Consider the following 19,449-nt stretch of genomic DNA (forward strand, 5'->3'; position numbering starts at 1 on the left):
CGGCTTTTCGCGTATTTGGACTCGGAGGAACACCTGATCTTTTTCGCAGACCTTATATAATATTGAAAGCCCGCATTACCCTGATCCTAATTTTATTTAGGAGAGATTTTCATAGTCGCTGTTTTAGCCCTACCGCGTGTCATCGGCGCGAGGTAAGATTCTCCCGCATATTTTTTCCGGTATGCTTCATCAACTTTTTCATTAATATCGCCGGTAACAGCCTGATAAGTGACTTCTTTAGTCATACCTGCTGCGATTATTCTTCCTGCTTTTTGTTCCAATGCAGCCTGATACCATCTCGATTTCTGACCATAATAGGCGCGTACATAGATCTCACCTTCAACAACGACCGACCAAATCCATGTTGGGGTACCATAGGTTACGCCGTCTGCGCGAAAAGGGGAAACATGGAGGTCATTCGCCTCGTCAATCTTCTGCAATTCTTCTGCAGTAAATTTTCTATTTTCCATAATTTAAAATTAATCTCTGTTTACAATTTAAATAATCGCCCTTGTGTAAAAAGCCCTGGCATTTATTCAGATGACATGTTTGAAGCGGTGCAAATAAAGCTCCAGGAGCCTACATCTTAAATAGCTTTTAGCCGATATTATTTGTGATCCATTTTCAATTCAAAATTAGTTTCCCCACAATTCCCTTCAATTTATCTATCCTGTATTTTACGGTACAGCTTAGCACAGAGAAAGCCTTAAAACACTCCGCAGCTACATTCTTCATTGTGCGTTCATTATTGGTATGAGTTTCTTCCTGCCGGGAAAATCGGAAAATCCCAGGCCATGATTTGATCCTCGCCATATAATCAGAAAATCACCAGTTATGTTTTTTCTGCGTATCTACCGAATGGCATTGGCCTCTTCCATTGAAACATTACGTCCCGCTTTGTGTATACTAAACTTCCAGACGGTCATCTGCTTTATTAAAAGGCGTGGCGATTATGTAGATTATTAATGCCAGACTTAACAATAAGACGGCATGAGTTGTGTAAAAAACGAAAGAGTCCATAGAAGTCAGGTTAAATTTTGTTGATTGTTTATTAACCACCTGTGATAACCTAGGGTCCTTGCGGACCCTAGGTTCGGCCTGATATTAAGTTACGACGTTCAATATTATTTACTGGCTAATGCGTAAGCCACACGCAATCCCAGAAAATTCATTTTGCTGGTATTATCGCCACCCGTAAACTTGGTAGAAGCCTCGTATCTTACCCCGGCGTTGATGAAGCTGTTGCTGCTGCCCAACGGAAATTGCAGCCCCACCTGGGGTGCATAAATAAACGCTGCAGTTTTTTGGTAATTCACATCTGATTTGTTGGTTACAAAGGCTGCACCAGCCTCTGCCTGTACATATAACAAGCCGATTGGAAAATATTTAATTCCTGCCTTCACCGGGATCAGGTGCAGATCAACGTTATTATCCTTTCCGAAAAAGTTATTATAGCCTGCGTTTGCAGTTATATACCAATTCGGGGCGACCGGAAAATCCGCCTGCAAAGAACCACCAATATTCCATTTATACTTGTCATTGAAATTACCTATGGTTACACCCGATTCTACGCCTGCACTATAGACTATTCCCTGAGAAGTTCTTTGCTTAGGCTCGCCCGTTTGTGCTTTTGCAGCAGCTCCCAAGCCTAATAGTGCAGCGAATAGAATTGAACTTTTTACTGAAGTTTTCATAGTTGTTGATTTTTGTTGTTATTAATTATTATTTATTGATTGAAAGAGCAGATTAGTTTTATCCGTAAATGATCACAACCACTTCCTGAACATAGAGGTAGATCATTAACAGATGACTTTTAAGAAATTGGATGTATAATCGCACCATACGAAGGGTATGGGACGGCTGAAACCTAATCCGGACATCTGTCCCATTGGACCCAGTATTATTGACAAATGTTATCGCTTCTCTATTATTGAAAAAAGTGACAAATGCTTCTAATTTTTTCATCCTCTTATTTAATAATGGCCGTTTCACAGATTATCTGATTTACAAAGCCATATGCATTACGCATACCAAAAATTAAATAACTGAATATCAATAACTTAAAACATACAGTAAAAAACAGGATGTGATATATCGAATTTTAGCGAGCGATACGCGGGATATTGCCAACCTATATATGCGAGTCTTATAATTTTTGTAGCGCTGTAGTAATCAACTTTCAATTGTCAAAGCACCGCGTTACCCTGCCTAACCTTATTATTCCCGATCTGCCCACAAATGACATGCAGCAAGTTTGATACATTCATTTAGTGCCAGTACGTGCGGATTATTTTTATCTTTATTAAAAAAATCATGAACTCTCTTCGAATCTGCTCTTTATCCCTGTTAATACTCTTGGCCGGGTTGAAAAGCTATTGCCAGAACGGAGTTGAAGATTCGCTCAAAGAATATCATACATTGTTGAAAAAGAGCAGCGTGGACACAAATCGTGTAAGTGCGCTTTTACGATTGGGAAACTACTACCTTTTCCTGCCTCAGGAAAAGAAATCGGATCTGGACAGTGCCTTTAATTACTATAAACGTGCAGCAGAATTAAGCGAAAGTTTGCACTCGACTGAATGGCGTTATCGGATATTAGCCTATAAATCCCTGGCGTTCTTCGAGTCCGGAAAGCCAGATACCGGAAAAAAGATACTTAAGGAAGTGATCGGCTACTATCAAAAGACCGGCAACATTCGCCTGGAGGCTCATGCATGGGAATATCTTGGCAGCCACCTGCTTAACCAAAAGGCACCTGAAAACCGGGCCGAAGGTCATGCGAGCACCGAGCGGGCAATCAAGCTTTACAATCAGGCAGGAAATAAGTTTAAAGCTTTAGAGCTTCAGGCTGCGAACGCTACCGGCTACGTTTATGATAAAAAGTATGCCGAAGCTGAAAAAATCTTGCTGTCGGTCCATGAAGGTTTTAAAAGGATCAAATATTTCGGCGAAAGTGATGGCAGAGTTTTAGATTGGCTGGACTACATAGCGGGATTAAACAATGACCTCAACAAGCAACTCTATTATGCGTCGCAGGAACTTGATAATTTACAGAAACATCCGAAGGAGTTCTCGAAAAGCAGGGAGGAACTTTTTTACCGACACTTATCAGTACTTTATAAGGATCTGGGGAATCTTTCTCAAAGTGAGTTATACGCCAGAAAACAACTGTCGCTTTCGTTAGAGTTGAAAACAGATTACACCATTTCTCTTTGGAATTTAATTCCCAGCGTCGTGAAACAAGGGCGGCCTGCGGACGCTATGAAAATCCTAAATGAAACTGTAAAGAAGGCCCCTCCTGACTCCCTTCAGCAAATTTATGTTTATCAGTTCTATGGAGAAATTTATGCTGCCATGCACAACTACAAGGCAGCTGAGCATTATTACCAGCTCACTAATCGTCAATATGATAGAGTAGACCCCAAACATGAGAATTTATCGCTACTGGGCTTGGTTTACAGATCCATTGGTACTTTCTATGGTTCAATAAATCAATTTAAGAAAGCTGAACCTTTCTTAGCGGAAATAGCGGCTAAGAAACCTCCGATCAGACCGCTGCAAAAAAGTATCCTGGCGTTATTGCAATCCAGGATAGACTCATCGGCAGGAAATTACTTTCCGGCGTTGCAACAATTCCAGCTCCACAAACGACTGAATGATTCAATATTTACAGTTGAAAAAAGCAGGCAGATTAACCAGCTCGAGGTCTCTTTTGAAACCAAGCAAAAGCAAATCAAGATTGATTTACTTAACGCACAAAATAAAGTTAACCTTGCACAAGCACAAAAGGCCAACATTCAGCGTAATATTACCGGAGGTGGCATCATAGTAATGTGCATAATATCAGGTGGTATTTTTTACGGTTTCAGAACTAAGATAAAAAGCAATCGTATTTTAACCTCTAAAAATAAGGAAATCGACCTAAAAAACGAGAGCCTGCAGACCCTGTTAAGTGAAAAGGAAATACTGCTTGGCGAAAAAGAGCTACTTCTTGCAGATAAAGACATGCTATTGAAAGAAGTTCATCACCGGGTAAAAAATAACCTGCAAATAGTAACCAGCCTGTTAAGTACCCAACTGGCATATTTGGAAAATAGCGATGCTGTACAGGCTTTGGAAGAAAGCCAGCAACGGGTGCAGGCTATCGCATTGATTCACCAGAAGCTCTACCGGGAAACGGGAGGTGTCAGTATTGAAATGCAGTCTTATGTTCATGATCTTATTGAGGACCTGAAGGATGCATTTAACACATCCACCCGTCATATCCTGTTCAGGATTTCTATTGATGATATCAACCTGGACATTGATTTGGCCGTACCTGTAGGATTGATCTTAAACGAAGCCATTACAAACTCAATTAAATATGCCTTTGGTGAAAAAGGCGGAGAGCTATCTGTGTCGATACTTAAGACAGAGGACGAACATTATGTTCTCACCGTCGCCGACAATGGCCGTGGATTACCCGAAGACTTTGACTTCGATAAAGTTAACACGCTTGGGATGGTAATGATCAAAGGACTTGGAAGGCAAATACAAGCCTCGTTCGAGATTAGCAATTTGCAAGGATTAACGCTTTCTTTGAAATTTCCTTTTAGGAAGACAAGCCAGGTCAAATCATAAAGCGGAACCTTATTTTCAAATCATTATAACACAACAAGTAGGTACTCCCTTCCGGTCATCTTGCACACAATAAAAAAGCCTAAGAGCTGGTTTTTCGCACTCTTAGCCGCCTCCACTATTTACGTGATCTAATGAATTCCGGAATATCTTTAAGCGTAGGATAATTGGGTAAGGCGGGTGGGGCGTCGTTCAAAAATTCATCGATTGAGTTTTTTACCCGTACATTGTTATTGTGTAAACCATTCCATAAAATGTGTCCTGCATTTTTGAAATACTGCACACGTTCGATTCCGGGGTTGATACGCAGGAGATCAAGCGGTGCGTTTCTTTCAATGTAAGAGCTTTCCCCCAGCATAAGCATCGACCTTACTTTGTTATGCTGAAATTTAGTTTTCAAATCTTTATTATAGACTGCTACCTGCGGAGGGATAATACCTATTACCGAGAAATTGATCAAACCCGGTTCTACTTTCGGAATGCTATTCCTGTCGTCTTTTGGAAAGGATTGAATAAAAAGTTTCTGAACCAGGTCCTGCCTGTTACTCATATAATTCAGGATTTCGTTTTGCGATGTAAAATCGCCTCCGGGATTTATAAGTATACCGATAATGGCCCTGAGAGGCAGGTTTACATCTTCGTTTAGGGCATTGGGCGACCTCGTAAACGTGGCAGTGCCAGCAGATGAAACAGTAACTCCGGGCTCCGCATAAACAGCTTTATATATACGCCCAGCCATTCGGCTATCTGATGCAATATCGGCCAAAAGTGACCCTCCATAGGACTGTCCTATAACTATATATTGCTTTGCGTTAATAACATTAACAATGGCTTCAAAATCAAGAATATTCCGCAAGTGCGAGTACCCTGACTTAGGCAACAATCCGCTTCTCCCGGAGCCAACCTGATCGTACAGGTATACATCGTAGCCGTCAATAGCGAACGTTTTAAAAAAATCGAGATCTAATTTTCTGACATAAGCACCAGGCCCACCATGAAGGAAGATGATGGGTGTAGTTTTTTTAGCAATACCTGGTTTCGCCGCGATCTTATAGTATGCGATATGACTTCCGGTCTTCAGATTCCAAAAACACGTAGGTACGTCACTAAAGTCCGGCGCAGGTTTCGGATTATCATTAGACGCTAACGGGGTTGATGTATGGATTACGAAAACCATAAACGCTCCGAAAATAATTATTATAACGTAGCGCTGAACCCCGGGTTTGACCCAGCTTCTACCGATGAACAAGATGAGTGTCAAACCGGCTATCAATATGCCTCCCAGGGCGGCCACAGCCCCCTGAAGCATTCCGTTAGTGATATATATTAAAGTCAGGTAAACAATAAACCAACTGAGAATAACAGACGCCATTTTAAGGGCGTAGGCTAACCATGTCTTAATTTGCTGAAATAATGTACTTTTCACTGCAATTGTATTTTAGATAGAATCCGAAACATATCCGGAGGCGCAGTTTGCCGCCTCCGGGTAGCGAACAATTTGATCATCTCACCGCCGCAGATAAAACCCCTGCTGTCTCGGTGAGGAGTGCCGGCATTTCCGACAGACTGATATTTGTCAGGGAAAGCTTCCCACTGATAGTTACCGCGCCTACCGTTTGCTCAGCGCCGGTGCCGGAAATTACTATAGGGCCCCACAATGATTCGATACGATATTCACCGAATGACTCCTCCTCTATCCGTCCGAGATTACTGACCATAAAATCGGTTCCGATGGTTGCTTCTATTCCTTTAACAATTTGAGCAAAGGGAACGGGTTGCAAAATACGGCTCCTGAAATATTTCACATATCCCCTGACCTGTTCAATTGACGGAGCCCCATTGAGCTCTGATGTGATTATCCGTGCAAACTCCCAAAAATCTTGATGATCTGCCGGATTAACATCGAGGTTTTTGGTAATAACATTTAACGCGTAGTCATCATCAATATTGAGCGCTTTGCGTGCCGATACCGGAGAGCGTGTTACTAGTGGCCGTCCGGAAAAACGACCATCAATTTTACTCATCGCGATGGCCACGGCGGCGTTCAACGCGCCATTCACAGTTGTAGATTCATTGCGGGACCGGTCTGCAAGTGCGTTTGTAAACGCTTCTGAAAATTGCAATTTATTGATATAAATAGAAGCTCCTGTATTTTTATCCCTGCGTCCTAAGGAACCCAAACCAACCGGCGAAAAATCGGGTACCGGGAAGGAAATTTCATTTAAAGATTCATCCATTGAAAGCGGAACAGGGAGCGTGCCGGATTTCATCCCTGAAAGTATCTTCAAAAAATCACGCAAGGCGAAACTAACGGACATTCCGTCCCCTATACTATGATTAGAAAGCATGATGAGTACCGAATTTGATTGTTTTTGTAAAACAACGACCCGGAAAAGCGGCGCCCTGGAGAGATCAAAAGAGTTTGTCAATTCAGCAGCGACGGTTTCCGGCCAATCAGCTTTATCCTCGATCTGTATAATCCTGAATGGGATAACGCTGTCCGCGTCACTGATAAACCAGAACTGAAACTGATCATCTTCGGCAATCCGGTACTTAAGTTGGGGATGGCGCTTTGAAAGCTCGTTAAGTGCGGGGCGGATGCTATTCTCCGGAATTTTACTTCCGAGCTCAGCCACTATAGCAAATGTTTTTACAAAAATCTCGTTTAGCGCCAGATACAACTTTTCCACGCCGCCCAATGGTCTTCCCTTAAAATCCGACATATCTGTTTTTTATAATTTTCTTTTCTTCAAATGGTTTCAACTATAGATCGAACTGAGATTAATCATGATCTGTGCTAAGCGATGCCTCAAGCCAGGTCGTCACTTCGCCTGCCACCCTATCAGCGTTACCCTGATACCATTGAACTGCGTCCCGTCCAACTAATAAATGGAGTGGCGGGTTTTCGGTATGTGCAATATGAATTGCCAGCCTGGCCAGTTTTTTAGGATCGCCCGGTTGCTGTCCATGAAAACCACCAACGCGCTCTCTAACTGCGCCAACAGTATCCGTGTAGTCAGCTATAACCAAACCGCTTTGAACGAACGAACCTTTACCTAAAAAGTCAGTGCTGAATAGTCCCGGCGCTAACGCGGTCACGTGGATACCCAGTGGTGCCAGTTCTTTTGCCATACCGGAAGAAATACCTTCGACCGCATACTTTGTGGAGCTGTATATTGTCCATCCCGCTATCGCATCGTAACCGAATAAAGAGGAAATATTAATAATATGGCCAGACTTTCTTTCCCTCATATCAGGCAAGACGGCGCGGATCACGTTAAGCATCCCAAAGACATTAGTATCATATTGCTTTCTTACCTCAGCATCGGATGCTTCCTCTACAGCTCCAATTAAACCGTAGCCGGCGTTATTAATCAGAACGTCGATAATGCTAAAACGCTTTAAGGCTTGCTGAACTGCCTGTTGCACTGCTTCCTCGCTGGTTACGTCCATAGTAACAACAAACAGGTTTTTATTGTAATCGAATGCCTTCATCAGGCTTTCAGCGTCACTTCTTACGGTTGCTATTACCCGGTCGTCATTTTTCAACGCAGCGCCAACCATTTCAAAACCAAAGCCTTTGGAGGCGCCGGTGATCATGATCACTTTTTCATTTTTCATACTTTCAATTTAGTTGTAGATAATCCTCGTCTTTAAAGCCTTTACAAAGGGCAGTTCCGTAAAACCACCCTTGTTCTCATAGGTGAGTTAGGTTTGATCTTTTATTTTTTCGATGGCATGTGCCTGGTCATATCGCCAGGGTCAATACCTAATTCATTCATGACCGCCATGCCCAGGCTAAATTCGGCACGAAAAAAATGGCACAATTGCCGGTTAATGATTTCTTCTTTCAGAGGCCCTTCAATTTGCCTCATTGATTCAGCAATATTTGATACCAAACGTGATTTATCTTCCTGCGATAATACATTACGATAGAAAATTCCGGGTTGTGTGTAGTGATCGTTCTCTCCTTCGGCATTCCTGTCAAACCAGTCAGCAACCGGCTGATGCACTTGCTCTGCCGGTCTCGCATAGGCTGCATCCGGCTTTATGTTGTCAAAGCTGTTCGGGAAATAATTCGGCGAGCGCTTTCCATTATCGTCTACCCTCATTAAACCATCGCGTTGGTAATTATTGACGATGAACGGACAGCGGTTAACAGGCAACTGTTCAAAATTAACACCCAGCCTGTACCGTTGTGCGTCAGGATAGGCCAATATCCGCCCCTGCAGCATTTTATCCGGTGAGTGTCCTATGCCATCAACAATTCTCGATGGGGCAAATGCAGCCTGCTCTACTTCTGAGAAGTAATTGTCCGGATTCTGGTTAAGTTCCAGTTCTCCCACCTCGATTAAAGGGTATTCGTTCTGACTCCAGACTGTAGTAAGATCAAAAGGGTTAAAGGAATAAGCAGCCGCTTGTTCAGGTGTCATTACCTGGATTTTAAGTGTCCATTTAGGAAAGTTACCGTCCTCAATAGCATTCAGAAGGTCACGCTGTGCAAAATCCGGGTCTTCACCACGCATTAACTTCGCTTCTGCCGATGTGAAATTCCTGATACCCTGGACGCTTTTGAAGTGAAATTTAACGTAGACTATTTCATTTTCCTTGTTAATCAAAGTATAGGTATGACTGCCGAAACCATGCATATAGCGAAACCCGTATGGCGTACCGCGATCGCTCATCAAAAAAAGTACCTGATGTAACGATTCTGGGTTTAAGCTAAAAAAGTCCCAGACCATAGTAGCGCTTTTGCAATTGGTGAATGGGTCCCGCTTCTGCGTATGTATGAAATCGGGGAATTTCTTTGGATCTTTTATAAAAAACACCGGTGTATTGTTACCGACCAAATCCCAATTTCCGTCCTCCGTATAGAATTTTACGGCAAAGCCCCGCGGGTCACGTTCTGTATCCGCAGATCCCTTTTCGCCGCCGACCGTCGAAAATCTGAGAAGCACCCTTGTTTGTTTACCAATTTCTCCAAACAATTTGGCTTTTGAATATGATGTAATGTCACTGGTCACCGTGAAGGTTCCGTATGCTGCTGAACCCTTGGCATGGACTATACGCTCAGGGATACGTTCCCGGTTAAAATGGGCGAGCTTTTCATGAAGTATAAAATCCTGAAGTAATAAGGGGCCGCGGGCCCCGGCACTTTGTGTATCTTCATGATTTACATAAGGGATCCCGGAGGCTGTAGTCAGTTTTTCCATTTTCAGTCATTTTAGTTTTGATAGGCAAAAGTAGTTTCGGCCTCCAGCCGGTTCAATGGCTGCTTCGAGCATTTTATGGTATCATTCATAGGAACGATCATCTGCCCCTACGAACGAATGCATCATTGGCAACAGGTACCAATGACGATGACCAATACTTAAGAGGAGTGCTTTGCCGTGCCCAAGCCAAGGATTTTATCGAGCCATTCATTAGCTCTCCCGGGAACCCGTAAAGCACGCCTGTTTCGATTCCATCTTTGGAGGGAATGCGATATATCGCATCGTAGAAACACGACCATACAATACAATACACTTTATCTCAATCAATTACACCAATGGCATCCTACTTGCATATTCCGGCCATTCTTACCACTGAAGAAGCTGGTTAAAGAAGCATATGGATCCTGCTGAACATGAAAAATGATATAATTAAGTCGCTGCTAAATTGCACCGGCACCGGACATTTCGATTCGCTTTTCGGGTCGGATATCCTGATGTCAGGTAAATACTTTTGGATAAGGAATTGGGTGCACTATACGCATGAAAACGTATGGATGGCTTCATTGTTACCGGTCCTGATTGCGGCCGGACTTTGGGTCAGAAAGAAGCTTTGCGATAGAACGCTAGCGTTAAACGATGCTCATTTAATGCTAAGGCAAACAGAAAACACGCTTGCAAAATGTAACGAGGAACGCGAATGGCTGATCGGCGAAATCAATCATAGGGTCAAAAACAATTTGCAGATCATCAGTAGCCTGCTCAACACCCAATCAGCATATTTAATTGGCCAAAACGCGCGGGAAACCTTTAAAAACACTGAACGGCGGTTATATGCCATCTCACTGGCTTATCATAGTTTATACCAGCCCGATCACCTTTCAAAAGTTAATCTCCGGCAATATGTGGAAAATCTGATCGGATATCTGAAAGACGAATTTGAGCTGGATGAACGGATCAATTTCAAATCCGGCATACAGGACATCAATCTGTTGGTAGAACCTATGGTTCCGCTCGGCCTGATCATTTATGAGGCCTTGAGTAACGCAATAAAGTTTGCGTTCCCTGGCAATAAACCTGGTAATATAAAGATCGATGTAACCAGGTCAGAAGATGACAACCTTTTTTTGATGATTTCAGACGATGGTGTGGGACTTCCATCCTCCTTCAAACCTGGTGAGGGCAACACCATGGGTACTGCTCTTATTATGGGACTAAGTCGTCAACTGGGCGGGGAATGTAAATTAACTGGTATGCATGGATTATCGCTAACACTCACTTTTACAGACGCAAGTAGCGAAAAACTGAACTTAATATGAACGGTAATAAAGAAAATATCCTGATTGTAGAGGATGAATTTATAGTTGCGAATGACCTGCGCTTAAAACTAACTAAAGCCGGGTATCAAATCTGTGGCGTAGCATCCTCGGTGGAAGAAGCAAAGCCCCTCATTGCGTCGTGCGACCCTACCTGGGTGTTATTGGATATTTATTTACAGGACGGCTCGCTGGGAACCGAACTAGCACCTTTGCTGGTGGAAAAAAACATCGGATTTATTTACATATCGGCGAACACAAACCAGAGCGTTCTCGAGTCTGCCAAGGCGACGCAGCCATATGGCTTTCTCGTAAAACCATTCAGAGAGAAGGATTTACTGATCATGTTGGACATCGCTCGTCAAAAGCACCAGAACAACACCGATCTTTCGTCACAGCGAGAGTTGATCTGGAAAAGGCAGCTGGAAAACTTAACCGAGTCTGTTAATGACGCCGAACAAAAAGTAACCCGGTTGCCGGGATTAATCCAATCATTCATTTCCTTTGATTTCATGAGGATAAATTTTAAGATTCAGAACAATCCTGGCTTGCAAACTTATAATTTTGTCCGTACCTCTTTTGATGAGTATGATTTCCTGAATGACCAGGACCTAAATAAACAAATTGATTATAAGTCAAATAACAATTCAGCTCCACGAATTTCATCCAGACAAACGAATTTTTATCTGAATGGTATCGATTATAAGCGGTCGCTATTGGATGAAGTCTGGGAAAAGCGCCTCAGTTCTTATTTCAACCTGAACGCTAAGTTGAATTTCCGGATTGAAGTAGGCGGATCAAACTATGCGGAAATTTCATTTTACAGCAAGAGGGCGATTGCTTATTCTACGAATGACCTGGGCTTACTGGAACGGGCTCAAATTTCTTTTTCCGGCTTATTCGAAGAGCTGATAAAAAAGACATTCACAGGTCAAAGTGTTCCTAAATCCAGGCAACCAGAAGTGATTACAGATTGGGCAAGCACTACGCCGCAGCCCCAACCTCATAGATTTGATGGAATTATTGGTAAAAGTCCCGCGCTGCTCACCGTTTTAGACAAAATAGATGTCGTTGCGCCTTCCGTAACCTCCGTATTGATTACCGGAGAAAGCGGTACAGGTAAAGAACGCGTCGCGCAATGTATCCACAAACTTTCACCACGGCACAAAAAACAGATGGTTATTGTAAACTGCGCTGCGCTTCCGATAGATTTAGTCGAGAGCGAACTTTTCGGGCATGAAAAAGGCGCGTTTACCGGAGCTTTTGAAAAACGGGTGGGCAAATTCGAACAGGCCGACGGAGGCACCTTGTTTTTGGATGAGGTTGGGGAGCTGCCGTTATCGGCACAGGTTAAACTATTACGCGTGCTGCAGGAAATGGAATTTGAACGCCTTGGAAGCAGTAAAACAATAAAGGTTGATGTCAGGATATTGGCGGCAACTAACAGGAACTTGGAGAGAGAGGTATCTGAAGGCCGTTTTCGATTGGACCTTTATTACCGTTTGAATGTTTTCCCTATCGAAACGCCGCCGTTGCGCGAGCGCATAGACGATATTCCGTTGCTTGCAGAAAGCTTTACGGAAAAATTTGCAAAAAAAATGAGGCGTTCCAGTTTAAAAATCAGCAACGAGGCGTTGGAAAGCTTGAAACTATATGATTGGCCCGGGAATGTACGAGAATTGGAACACTTGATCGAACGAAGTGTCCTGGATGCACAAGATAATGAGATCCGGTCTGTCAGGATACCCAATATTCGTTTAAGCAAACCTGCAAGTGATCCCCCGGTGGTCAAAATACAAAAACTAAAAACATTGGACGAGAACGAAGCCGAGCATATTATCGAAGTACTGAAAGCCGTTCAGGGCAGAGTTGCCGGAGTTGGCGGTGCTGCGGAAATCCTCGGCGTTCCGCCGGGGACCTTATACTCGCGAATGAAAAGATTAGGCATAAGAAGAGAATACGACGCCAATCAATGAAAGTCCCCAATGCCAGGAGGCCCGTCCTTTCTTTACCGCCGAAAGCTTTTTTTGATGCCGAGGCGCTTCATTTTAGAGTTTAACGTGCTTGATGGTACACCCAGTAATTCAGCGGCGCCTTTGGGGCCGCTGATTTTACCAAAACATTGTTTCAATGTTTTTAAGATCAAATCTCTTTCGTGGTCATCTATTGTTTGGGCTGCGCTATTTTCAATTAAATTAACAGGCAGGACTTCCTGCTTAGCGGTGGGCAGCGAAAAGCTCTTGATGGTGTTACTGGTTGCAAGCAGCACGCTCCTCTCTATTTGATGTTCCAATTCACGCACGTTTCCCGGCCAGTTGTAAGCCATTAACTCCTGCATAGCTTTTTGACTTATCATATTGATGGGCTTACCGGTTTTCTTCGCAAAACGGGCTGCGAAATGGCCTGCAAGTAAAGCGAGATCCGCTTTCCGTTCCCTTAAAGATGGCAAATAGATAGGAAAAGTGCTGAGCCGGAAATAGAGATCGCTTCTGAAACGCCCTTCGGCTACTTCAGTTTCGAGGTTACGATTTGTGGCTGTAATAATTCGGACATCGATTTTTATCGTAGCCTTTCCCCCGATCCGTTCAATTTCCCGTTCCTGCAGAGCCCGTAAGAACTTCACTTGCAGCTCAAGCGGAAGTTCCCCTATTTCATCTAAAAATAATGTGCCACCGTTAGCAAGCTCAAATTTGCCTATTCTCTTTTCGGTTGCACCGGTAAAACTTCCCCGCTCGTGACCAAACAGTTCACTTTCTATCAGGCTTGCGGGCAATGCAGCACAGTTCACCTTTATCATTAATTTATTTTCCCTGGACGAGTGATTATGTATCGCCCTGGCAACCAACTCTTTTCCGGTACCGGTTTCTCCCTGGATCAATACTGTGCTGTCCGAGGCGGCAACTTGCGAAACCTGTCGAAATACCTGTTTAATTTCATCGCTTTCTCCAATTATTTCAGAATAATTGTGGGAGGTTTCCAGCTCCTGCCTGAGATAAACCTTTTCCTCTTCCAGTCTTTCCTTGTAGCTGTTGATCTCAGCCAGCTGTTTGGTAATTTTATCCGTTGCTATCAAATCGGAAACTGCGATGGCAAGCTGCGAACACAGCCCTTTAAATAAAGGCTGATCCGCATAGTTCGCATCGTACTCTTTAACGAACAACACGCCTACCATTTCCTTTCCTTTGTACAAAGGCACACCGATGATGTCTGAAATTCCCTCACTGTAAAAAAGCTTTGCATAGGACGGCGCTTCGGGGTGTGCCATAATTTCAGCCACTTGAAACCTCGCCGCAACCCCGCCGGAGATCAGGTTCCCCAGGATGATATCATTGGCCGGATATAGTGCAGATATTAACTTTTCAAAATCCGGTTTAGCAGCATGTTCGCTTTTATCCTTCCAAAAATAACAGAAATGCGAACTCTTATCTTCGGAGAACCAATGAAGACATATATCTTCAATCAGGCAAAGGTTTTTAAGGTAATGGTTGAATATCTTCCGTAGCTCAAACCGATCTTTGACATCAGCTATAGCACCGGCAAACTCAAGCATGGTTGATTTCTCGTGTTCCCGTTTGTTAATTTGTTCATTAAAAGAGATATTGAAAATCGGCACTGTCAGCACATTCGCAATCTCTTCAACCGATTCGAGGTAAGCCGGTGTGCCATCAGGAGCGGATCCATACCAAAGCACCCAAAAACCTAATACCTCTCCGTTGATGATCAATTTAGTAAACATAACATGAGACATTCCGCTTTCAAAGCTCACCTGCATATAAAGAGGCATTTTGTTGTTTTTGGAAAAAGCGACAATATCGATGATAAGCGGTTTGTCTGACCTTAGCGCGAGGTCTGCCACTCCATCATAGACTGGTGTTAAGCCTATAATATCCTTATAACGGGCGTGACCACTGGATTTCGATTCAGCAGGAAGCACCCACGGGAGAGCGAAAGTTTTTTCCCTGTTATCAAAAAGCACAATCGACCCGTGAGAAAAATTCAGTTCTCTTTTTAATTCTGAGGCGAGTACTTTAAGCAGGTCAACAGGGTTACGTGCCGATGAAACTTTTGTACTCAATGAGAGTAGCAGTCCTTTCCGCTTTTCATTATAAGCCAGTTTATTATTGGCCTGAATATTAGCAACGGCAATTGAAAGCTGATCGCTAATGCCTTTGAGCATCCTGAAAAGCCCAGGCTCTATATTTTTTTCTTCGGGAAACGAAACAACCCAAAAAGCAAGAATCTTATTATCCTGCACGAAATTAGTAATTACTGTCTTATGAGGTCCGATGCCTCGATGTACTGTCGGGAAAGCATCAAATTCTGAGGTACCGTCAATAATACAGGGGGAGTCCGCATTATCGAGGAGTCGTTTTATCTCGGCTGTCATAACTATTTTGAGCGGCTCATGGAGTTGAAGATGTTTACCGGGATTCTCGTTAGGCAACAGTATGCTTATGGACTGGCCGTCTTCGTCCGTGACCCCGACAAAAAAGTTATCGAAATTGAAAGCGTTCTTTAGTTTTGTCGACATGAGCCTGATGAGCTCACAATAATTCCTTAAACCAGCGGAATCATTGCTAAATGTAATAAGCAATTCGTTTTCCTTTTGTCTTTCAGCAATCTCCATATTAGCCCTTATATTGTAAACTGCTGTTGACAATTGGTTGGCGATCGCCTGTAGCAGCCCGAACTGGCTGGTCTTAATCGTATTCCGGGACGCAAAACAAAGTACCCAATATCCAAAAACCGTAACTCCGTCATAAAGTCTCGCAATTAAAATTTCCTCAATGCCACTTTCGAAATTTACCGTTAAGAACTTTGGTAAATCCTGAAATTCAAAACGGCTCGTTCTGGTAATGGAAACAGGCAAAGATGAAGAGTCGATAAAATCGATAAATTCTGTGTATCGACTGATATCCAACCGTTGTACCTTAGCGTATTCCTGATGTCCGCGGGACTTTGAGTTAGGGTCATTAAGAAATGAAACTATAAAACCGTCAGGGCATTTCATACTCAAAGAAATATGTTCGAACTTCAAAACCGGCCTTATACGCTCGTTAATAATCCTGATCAACTGATCTTTTTCCCTTGTTGCGGCTATATCTTCGCTAACTGCCAGCAAAAGTTCTTTTTCACGTTCACGGCTCGCTATCTCTTCGTTATGTAAAATATTGGAAACCGTCTTCGCGATTTGATAGGAAACTTCTTTGAGAAGATGAAGTTGCGGTTCATGAAGGTGAATGCCTTCCATCAGATATAAACTCAGCGTACCGATCTGCCTGTTATCGTTCCGTAAAGCAATAGAAACAACACCTCTCGTGCCCCCATCATACTCCGATTTTAAAAATGGCGATCCTCCCGTCCTTTCAATTATCCTTTCCAGGCTCGCTACATTAGGGTCCGCAGTTTCGCAAAGCCTTGAGAAAATCTGGCCGCCTTTAAACCAATCATCAACTTCAGGCGATACACAATCCACACGATTTCCCAGGCCTAACCCGGCAAGATATATAAAAGGTGTGTCTTCATACCCATCAGCATGAACGAAAACGGACATGCTGTTGAAAATAAAAAATTTGCGAAGATAAGGCTCTATAATCCCAATAAACTCCGCCTTGCTTTTAACGGAGGTCAATTCGAAACTTAAGTCCATGAGCTTGTTTCTTTCGGTCTCCCTGTATCGCAGGGATTCGCTAATCCGGATATTATCTACGGCAACAGATATTGGTGCCGCAATCGTTTTGGCCAACTCTATGTACCTCGGACGAACCGGTTGTTCGCCGGTAAAGGCAATACACCATATTCCCATAACTCTAAAATCAACCCTGAGCGCCAGCATTAACACTTTTTTTACTCCAGATTCATAATTGATTCGCAGATATAAGGGCAATTGCTTTCGTTCGTTCAACTTTTCGAGATCTAAAATTACTGGTTCCGTGGACAACAGAGCTTTGTTAAATATACCATCGGCAATGTTAACCTCCGTTTTCATGGTGGTTTCAAATAACGGGTGATTTTGTGAACGGGAATGCGCGTCAATAAGCAATACACTCGCCGTCATTTGATCATCATTGATCTTGTATATAAAGTGATGGGAAAATTGAAAGAGGTTTAAAAGTTTCGATCTTATAATTTTAAACAGATCATCTTCGTCCCGGGCAGAGGCGAGCTCCACATTAAGCGACTGCAATACATCATTCTCTTTTTTTGCTTCACTTAACTGACTGGAAGTATTAATACAATAAACTGCAGAGGCCAGTTGAATAATTATTTGTTCCAAAATACAATTTGGCAAATCGTTTATATCGGCATCATGGTTTAATACTAGCACCCAAAAACCGACAAATTCAGCTCCGCGAAACAGATTAACAATTGTAGCTTTTTGAAAGCCCTGTTTTTGGCAAGCGGCGAAAAACGGGTGAAGTCTTTCGATATCAGCATAAATAGTCAAATCGAGTTCAAAAAAGCCTGCGGATTTCTCCGATCTGCGTAGATGCTCATATAAATAGCCGAAGCTGTCGGCCCCTATCGCTGAAGCAGAATCCGCATATTGATTGGCGTCACTATCGCGTTCGTTATCATAATAAAACAGGTATTCTATGGGGGCCAATCCCTTATTGTTATAAATAACAGCTGAACTGAATGCGTTTACCAATCGGTTGACCTTATGCTTTAAAATATCATTCAAAAGCAGAGGCTCCTCGGTCGCTGTCAATAATTTGCCCAGCTGGCAAACTTCTTCCATACAATCAATAAGTTTCTGCTTATTATCTCCAAGTACCGCTGCAAGTTGACCTGTGTTTGCGCCTGATTGTCCGACTATTGCCCGGATATCATCTTCAGAACTTTCAATACTCGATTGATGAGGAAAAATTATCATACTACTGATTATTAATTTTATAGGGTATTGGATTTATCGCATACGCTCTTAACCTGGACCGTAGTGTCAGGCCGCCATTGCTCTTTTATAATCGGTAAAACTCTCGCCGGTTATTCGCTTAAAAAACTTACTGAAATGAGATACATCTAAGAAACCGAGCTTATAAGCCACCTCCTTCATATTTAATTCATTGTAACTTATCAAACGTTTGGCTTCTACCAGGATACGCTGTTGAATAAAGTAACTGGTGGTGTTTCCAAGCGTATCCTTTATCATGTTATTGAGGTATGCCGGGGTGACAGCCATCATCCTGGCATAGTCGGCAGGCATTTTCAGTGTGGTAAAATATTTATCAAGCAGGGAAAAGAAATGCTGGGTTTGAAGAAGGCATTTACCCGGTGTCGCTGGACTCAGCTGCGATGTCGCACGATTTAAAAAGGACGCTACTACCTGGAACAAGCCCTGCACTATTTCACAGTTACTCCCGTCGTAGCTTTTAGATTCATAAATAAGACGCTCCAGAATATCTTTAAGAAACCGATGCTCACTTTTCTGGAGCGGCAACTGGTCTATTTCTCTTAAATTCAAAAAAACGGATCTCAGGAGTGCGGAGGACCCGGTTGACAATTGCAGGAAATCATGAGAAAAAGATAGTAAATAACCATCTGCATCACGTCCCTTTTGTAAGGAAAAGCCCACCGTAGGTCTTACCAAACCTATATTTAATGTATCAACAGTACGATCTTTTCGATCCAATATATAATCGCAGTCACCCTGCGTCACGAAAATTATCCTGTAATAACCTGTTTGATTCGCTGCAACCTGCACCGCATTAAGGTTTCCATCAGACAGCCGTCGTATATCAAATAGACGACGATAATTGAAGATAGCAGGTTTTAGATCGGTTGATTTGGAAATTGTAATGGCCATAGGACTTTATTAATAGAAACTCGACGCCAATTACGCCAATCTTATACCATACATTACAAATGGCTGACCATAAGTAAATTAGATCAAAATATTGATTTTTAAAATTTGCGATATATCGCTAAAATGAAATTAGTCAAGGGTAGGGTTTGATATTTCGATACTTAAGCACATTCTTCCTCCGCAAGCCGGACGCAGTGCAGAAATTTCTCATTCTTTTCGAACTACTTTGGGTGTGACAAGTGGATAGTTAATTGAAGTTATTTAAAACTAAAGCGGTAAGCCTTTCCATTCGCCCAAATTGCCTGTTAATTATATCTACCCCCATTTGCTTCATCCGTACCACTAATTAATCTTTTTGTACATGGTTTAGACATTTCCTTAGGTATACCTTGCACCCCAAAAATCACCTCATTGAAAATGACCGCGGTTAAAGCTCAATGATATCTATTGATGAGGAAGACCGTTGCAGTGCAACACACGTACAGCGACGACTTTTAAA

At 42.7% G+C, this 19,449-nt stretch carries 11 protein-coding genes; 3 read left to right on the forward strand and 8 right to left on the reverse strand.

Annotated features, from left to right (window positions below):
* Window positions 1-92: 92 nt before the first annotated feature.
* Together IEX80_RS05045 and IEX80_RS05050 are read right to left on the reverse strand one after the other, a co-directional pair.
* Complete coding sequence (locus IEX80_RS05045; protein ID WP_188832172.1) at window positions 93-470, reverse strand: DUF2255 family protein; 378 nt, start codon at window positions 468-470, stop codon at window positions 93-95.
* Window positions 471-1,124: 654 nt separating this feature from the next.
* On the reverse strand, window positions 1,125-1,694 hold the full coding sequence (locus IEX80_RS05050) for an outer membrane beta-barrel protein (RefSeq protein WP_188832174.1): 570 nt from the start codon (window positions 1,692-1,694) through the stop codon (window positions 1,125-1,127).
* 619 nt (window positions 1,695-2,313) lie between these two features.
* Between IEX80_RS05050 and IEX80_RS05055 the strand changes: the two genes are divergently transcribed.
* Window positions 2,314-4,620 (forward strand): sensor histidine kinase, encoded by a 2,307-nt coding sequence (locus tag IEX80_RS05055; protein WP_188832176.1) that lies wholly within the window; start codon window positions 2,314-2,316, stop codon window positions 4,618-4,620.
* 115 nt (window positions 4,621-4,735) lie between these two features.
* Here IEX80_RS05055 and IEX80_RS05060 read toward each other — a convergent pair whose 3' ends face one another.
* The 4 genes from IEX80_RS05060 to IEX80_RS05075 all read right to left on the reverse strand — a co-directional run bounded on the left by IEX80_RS05060 (window position 4,736) and on the right by IEX80_RS05075 (window position 9,830).
* Window positions 4,736-6,043: an alpha/beta fold hydrolase gene (locus IEX80_RS05060; RefSeq protein WP_188832177.1), complete on the reverse strand. Its 1,308-nt coding sequence runs from the start codon at window positions 6,041-6,043 to the stop codon at window positions 4,736-4,738.
* Between the two features lie 76 nt (window positions 6,044-6,119).
* Window positions 6,120-7,340 (reverse strand): condensation domain-containing protein, encoded by a 1,221-nt coding sequence (locus IEX80_RS05065; protein ID WP_188832179.1) that lies wholly within the window; start codon window positions 7,338-7,340, stop codon window positions 6,120-6,122.
* 58 nt (window positions 7,341-7,398) lie between these two features.
* Window positions 7,399-8,238, reverse strand: coding sequence for an oxidoreductase (locus tag IEX80_RS05070; RefSeq protein ID WP_188832181.1), 840 nt, complete (start codon window positions 8,236-8,238; stop codon window positions 7,399-7,401).
* A 101-nt stretch (window positions 8,239-8,339) separates the two neighbouring features.
* Window positions 8,340-9,830 carry a catalase gene (locus IEX80_RS05075; RefSeq protein WP_188832182.1) on the reverse strand — a complete coding sequence of 497 codons (1,491 nt, stop codon included), beginning with the start codon at window positions 9,828-9,830 and terminating at the stop codon, window positions 8,340-8,342.
* Window positions 9,831-10,243: 413 nt separating this feature from the next.
* On the opposite strand from IEX80_RS05075, the gene IEX80_RS05080 reads away from it, so the two are divergent.
* Both IEX80_RS05080 and IEX80_RS05085 read left to right on the forward strand, forming a co-directional pair.
* On the forward strand, window positions 10,244-11,146 hold the full coding sequence (locus IEX80_RS05080; protein WP_188832184.1) for a sensor histidine kinase: 903 nt from the start codon (window positions 10,244-10,246) through the stop codon (window positions 11,144-11,146).
* Window positions 11,143-13,119: a sigma-54 dependent transcriptional regulator gene (locus IEX80_RS05085; RefSeq protein WP_188832186.1), complete on the forward strand. Its 1,977-nt coding sequence runs from the start codon at window positions 11,143-11,145 to the stop codon at window positions 13,117-13,119. The genes IEX80_RS05080 and IEX80_RS05085 overlap by 4 nt, the downstream gene beginning before the upstream one ends.
* A 32-nt stretch (window positions 13,120-13,151) precedes the next feature.
* Here the strand turns inward: IEX80_RS05085 and IEX80_RS05090 are convergent, their stop codons facing one another.
* Entirely contained in the window at window positions 13,152-18,020 is a 4,869-nt protein-coding gene (locus IEX80_RS05090) for a sigma 54-interacting transcriptional regulator (protein WP_188832188.1), read from the reverse strand.
* Between the two features lie 66 nt (window positions 18,021-18,086).
* Entirely contained in the window at window positions 18,087-18,950 is an 864-nt protein-coding gene (locus IEX80_RS05095; RefSeq protein ID WP_188832190.1) for a helix-turn-helix domain-containing protein, read from the reverse strand.
* Window positions 18,951-19,449 lie beyond the last annotated feature (499 nt).

Origin of the sequence: Mucilaginibacter rubeus (assembly GCF_014643835.1) — a bacterium.
Taxonomy (GTDB): Bacteria; Bacteroidota; Bacteroidia; order Sphingobacteriales; family Sphingobacteriaceae; genus Mucilaginibacter; species Mucilaginibacter rubeus.

What these genes read in the sequence shown, in the direction of transcription:
- IEX80_RS05080 (WP_188832184.1), top strand. Translation starts at nt 10,244, where the DNA reads ATGAAAAATGATATAATTAAGTCGCTGCTAAATTGCACCGGCACCGGA.
- IEX80_RS05090 (WP_188832188.1), bottom strand. Translation starts at nt 18,020, where the DNA reads ATGATAATTTTTCCTCATCAATCGAGTATTGAAAGTTCTGAAGATGAT.
- IEX80_RS05095 (WP_188832190.1), bottom strand. Translation starts at nt 18,950, where the DNA reads ATGGCCATTACAATTTCCAAATCAACCGATCTAAAACCTGCTATCTTC.
- IEX80_RS05055 (WP_188832176.1), top strand. Translation starts at nt 2,314, where the DNA reads ATGAACTCTCTTCGAATCTGCTCTTTATCCCTGTTAATACTCTTGGCC.
- IEX80_RS05075 (WP_188832182.1), bottom strand. Translation starts at nt 9,830, where the DNA reads ATGGAAAAACTGACTACAGCCTCCGGGATCCCTTATGTAAATCATGAA.
- IEX80_RS05045 (WP_188832172.1), bottom strand. Translation starts at nt 470, where the DNA reads ATGGAAAATAGAAAATTTACTGCAGAAGAATTGCAGAAGATTGACGAG.
- IEX80_RS05050 (WP_188832174.1), bottom strand. Translation starts at nt 1,694, where the DNA reads ATGAAAACTTCAGTAAAAAGTTCAATTCTATTCGCTGCACTATTAGGC.
- IEX80_RS05085 (WP_188832186.1), top strand. Translation starts at nt 11,143, where the DNA reads ATGAACGGTAATAAAGAAAATATCCTGATTGTAGAGGATGAATTTATA.
- IEX80_RS05065 (WP_188832179.1), bottom strand. Translation starts at nt 7,340, where the DNA reads ATGTCGGATTTTAAGGGAAGACCATTGGGCGGCGTGGAAAAGTTGTAT.
- IEX80_RS05070 (WP_188832181.1), bottom strand. Translation starts at nt 8,238, where the DNA reads ATGAAAAATGAAAAAGTGATCATGATCACCGGCGCCTCCAAAGGCTTT.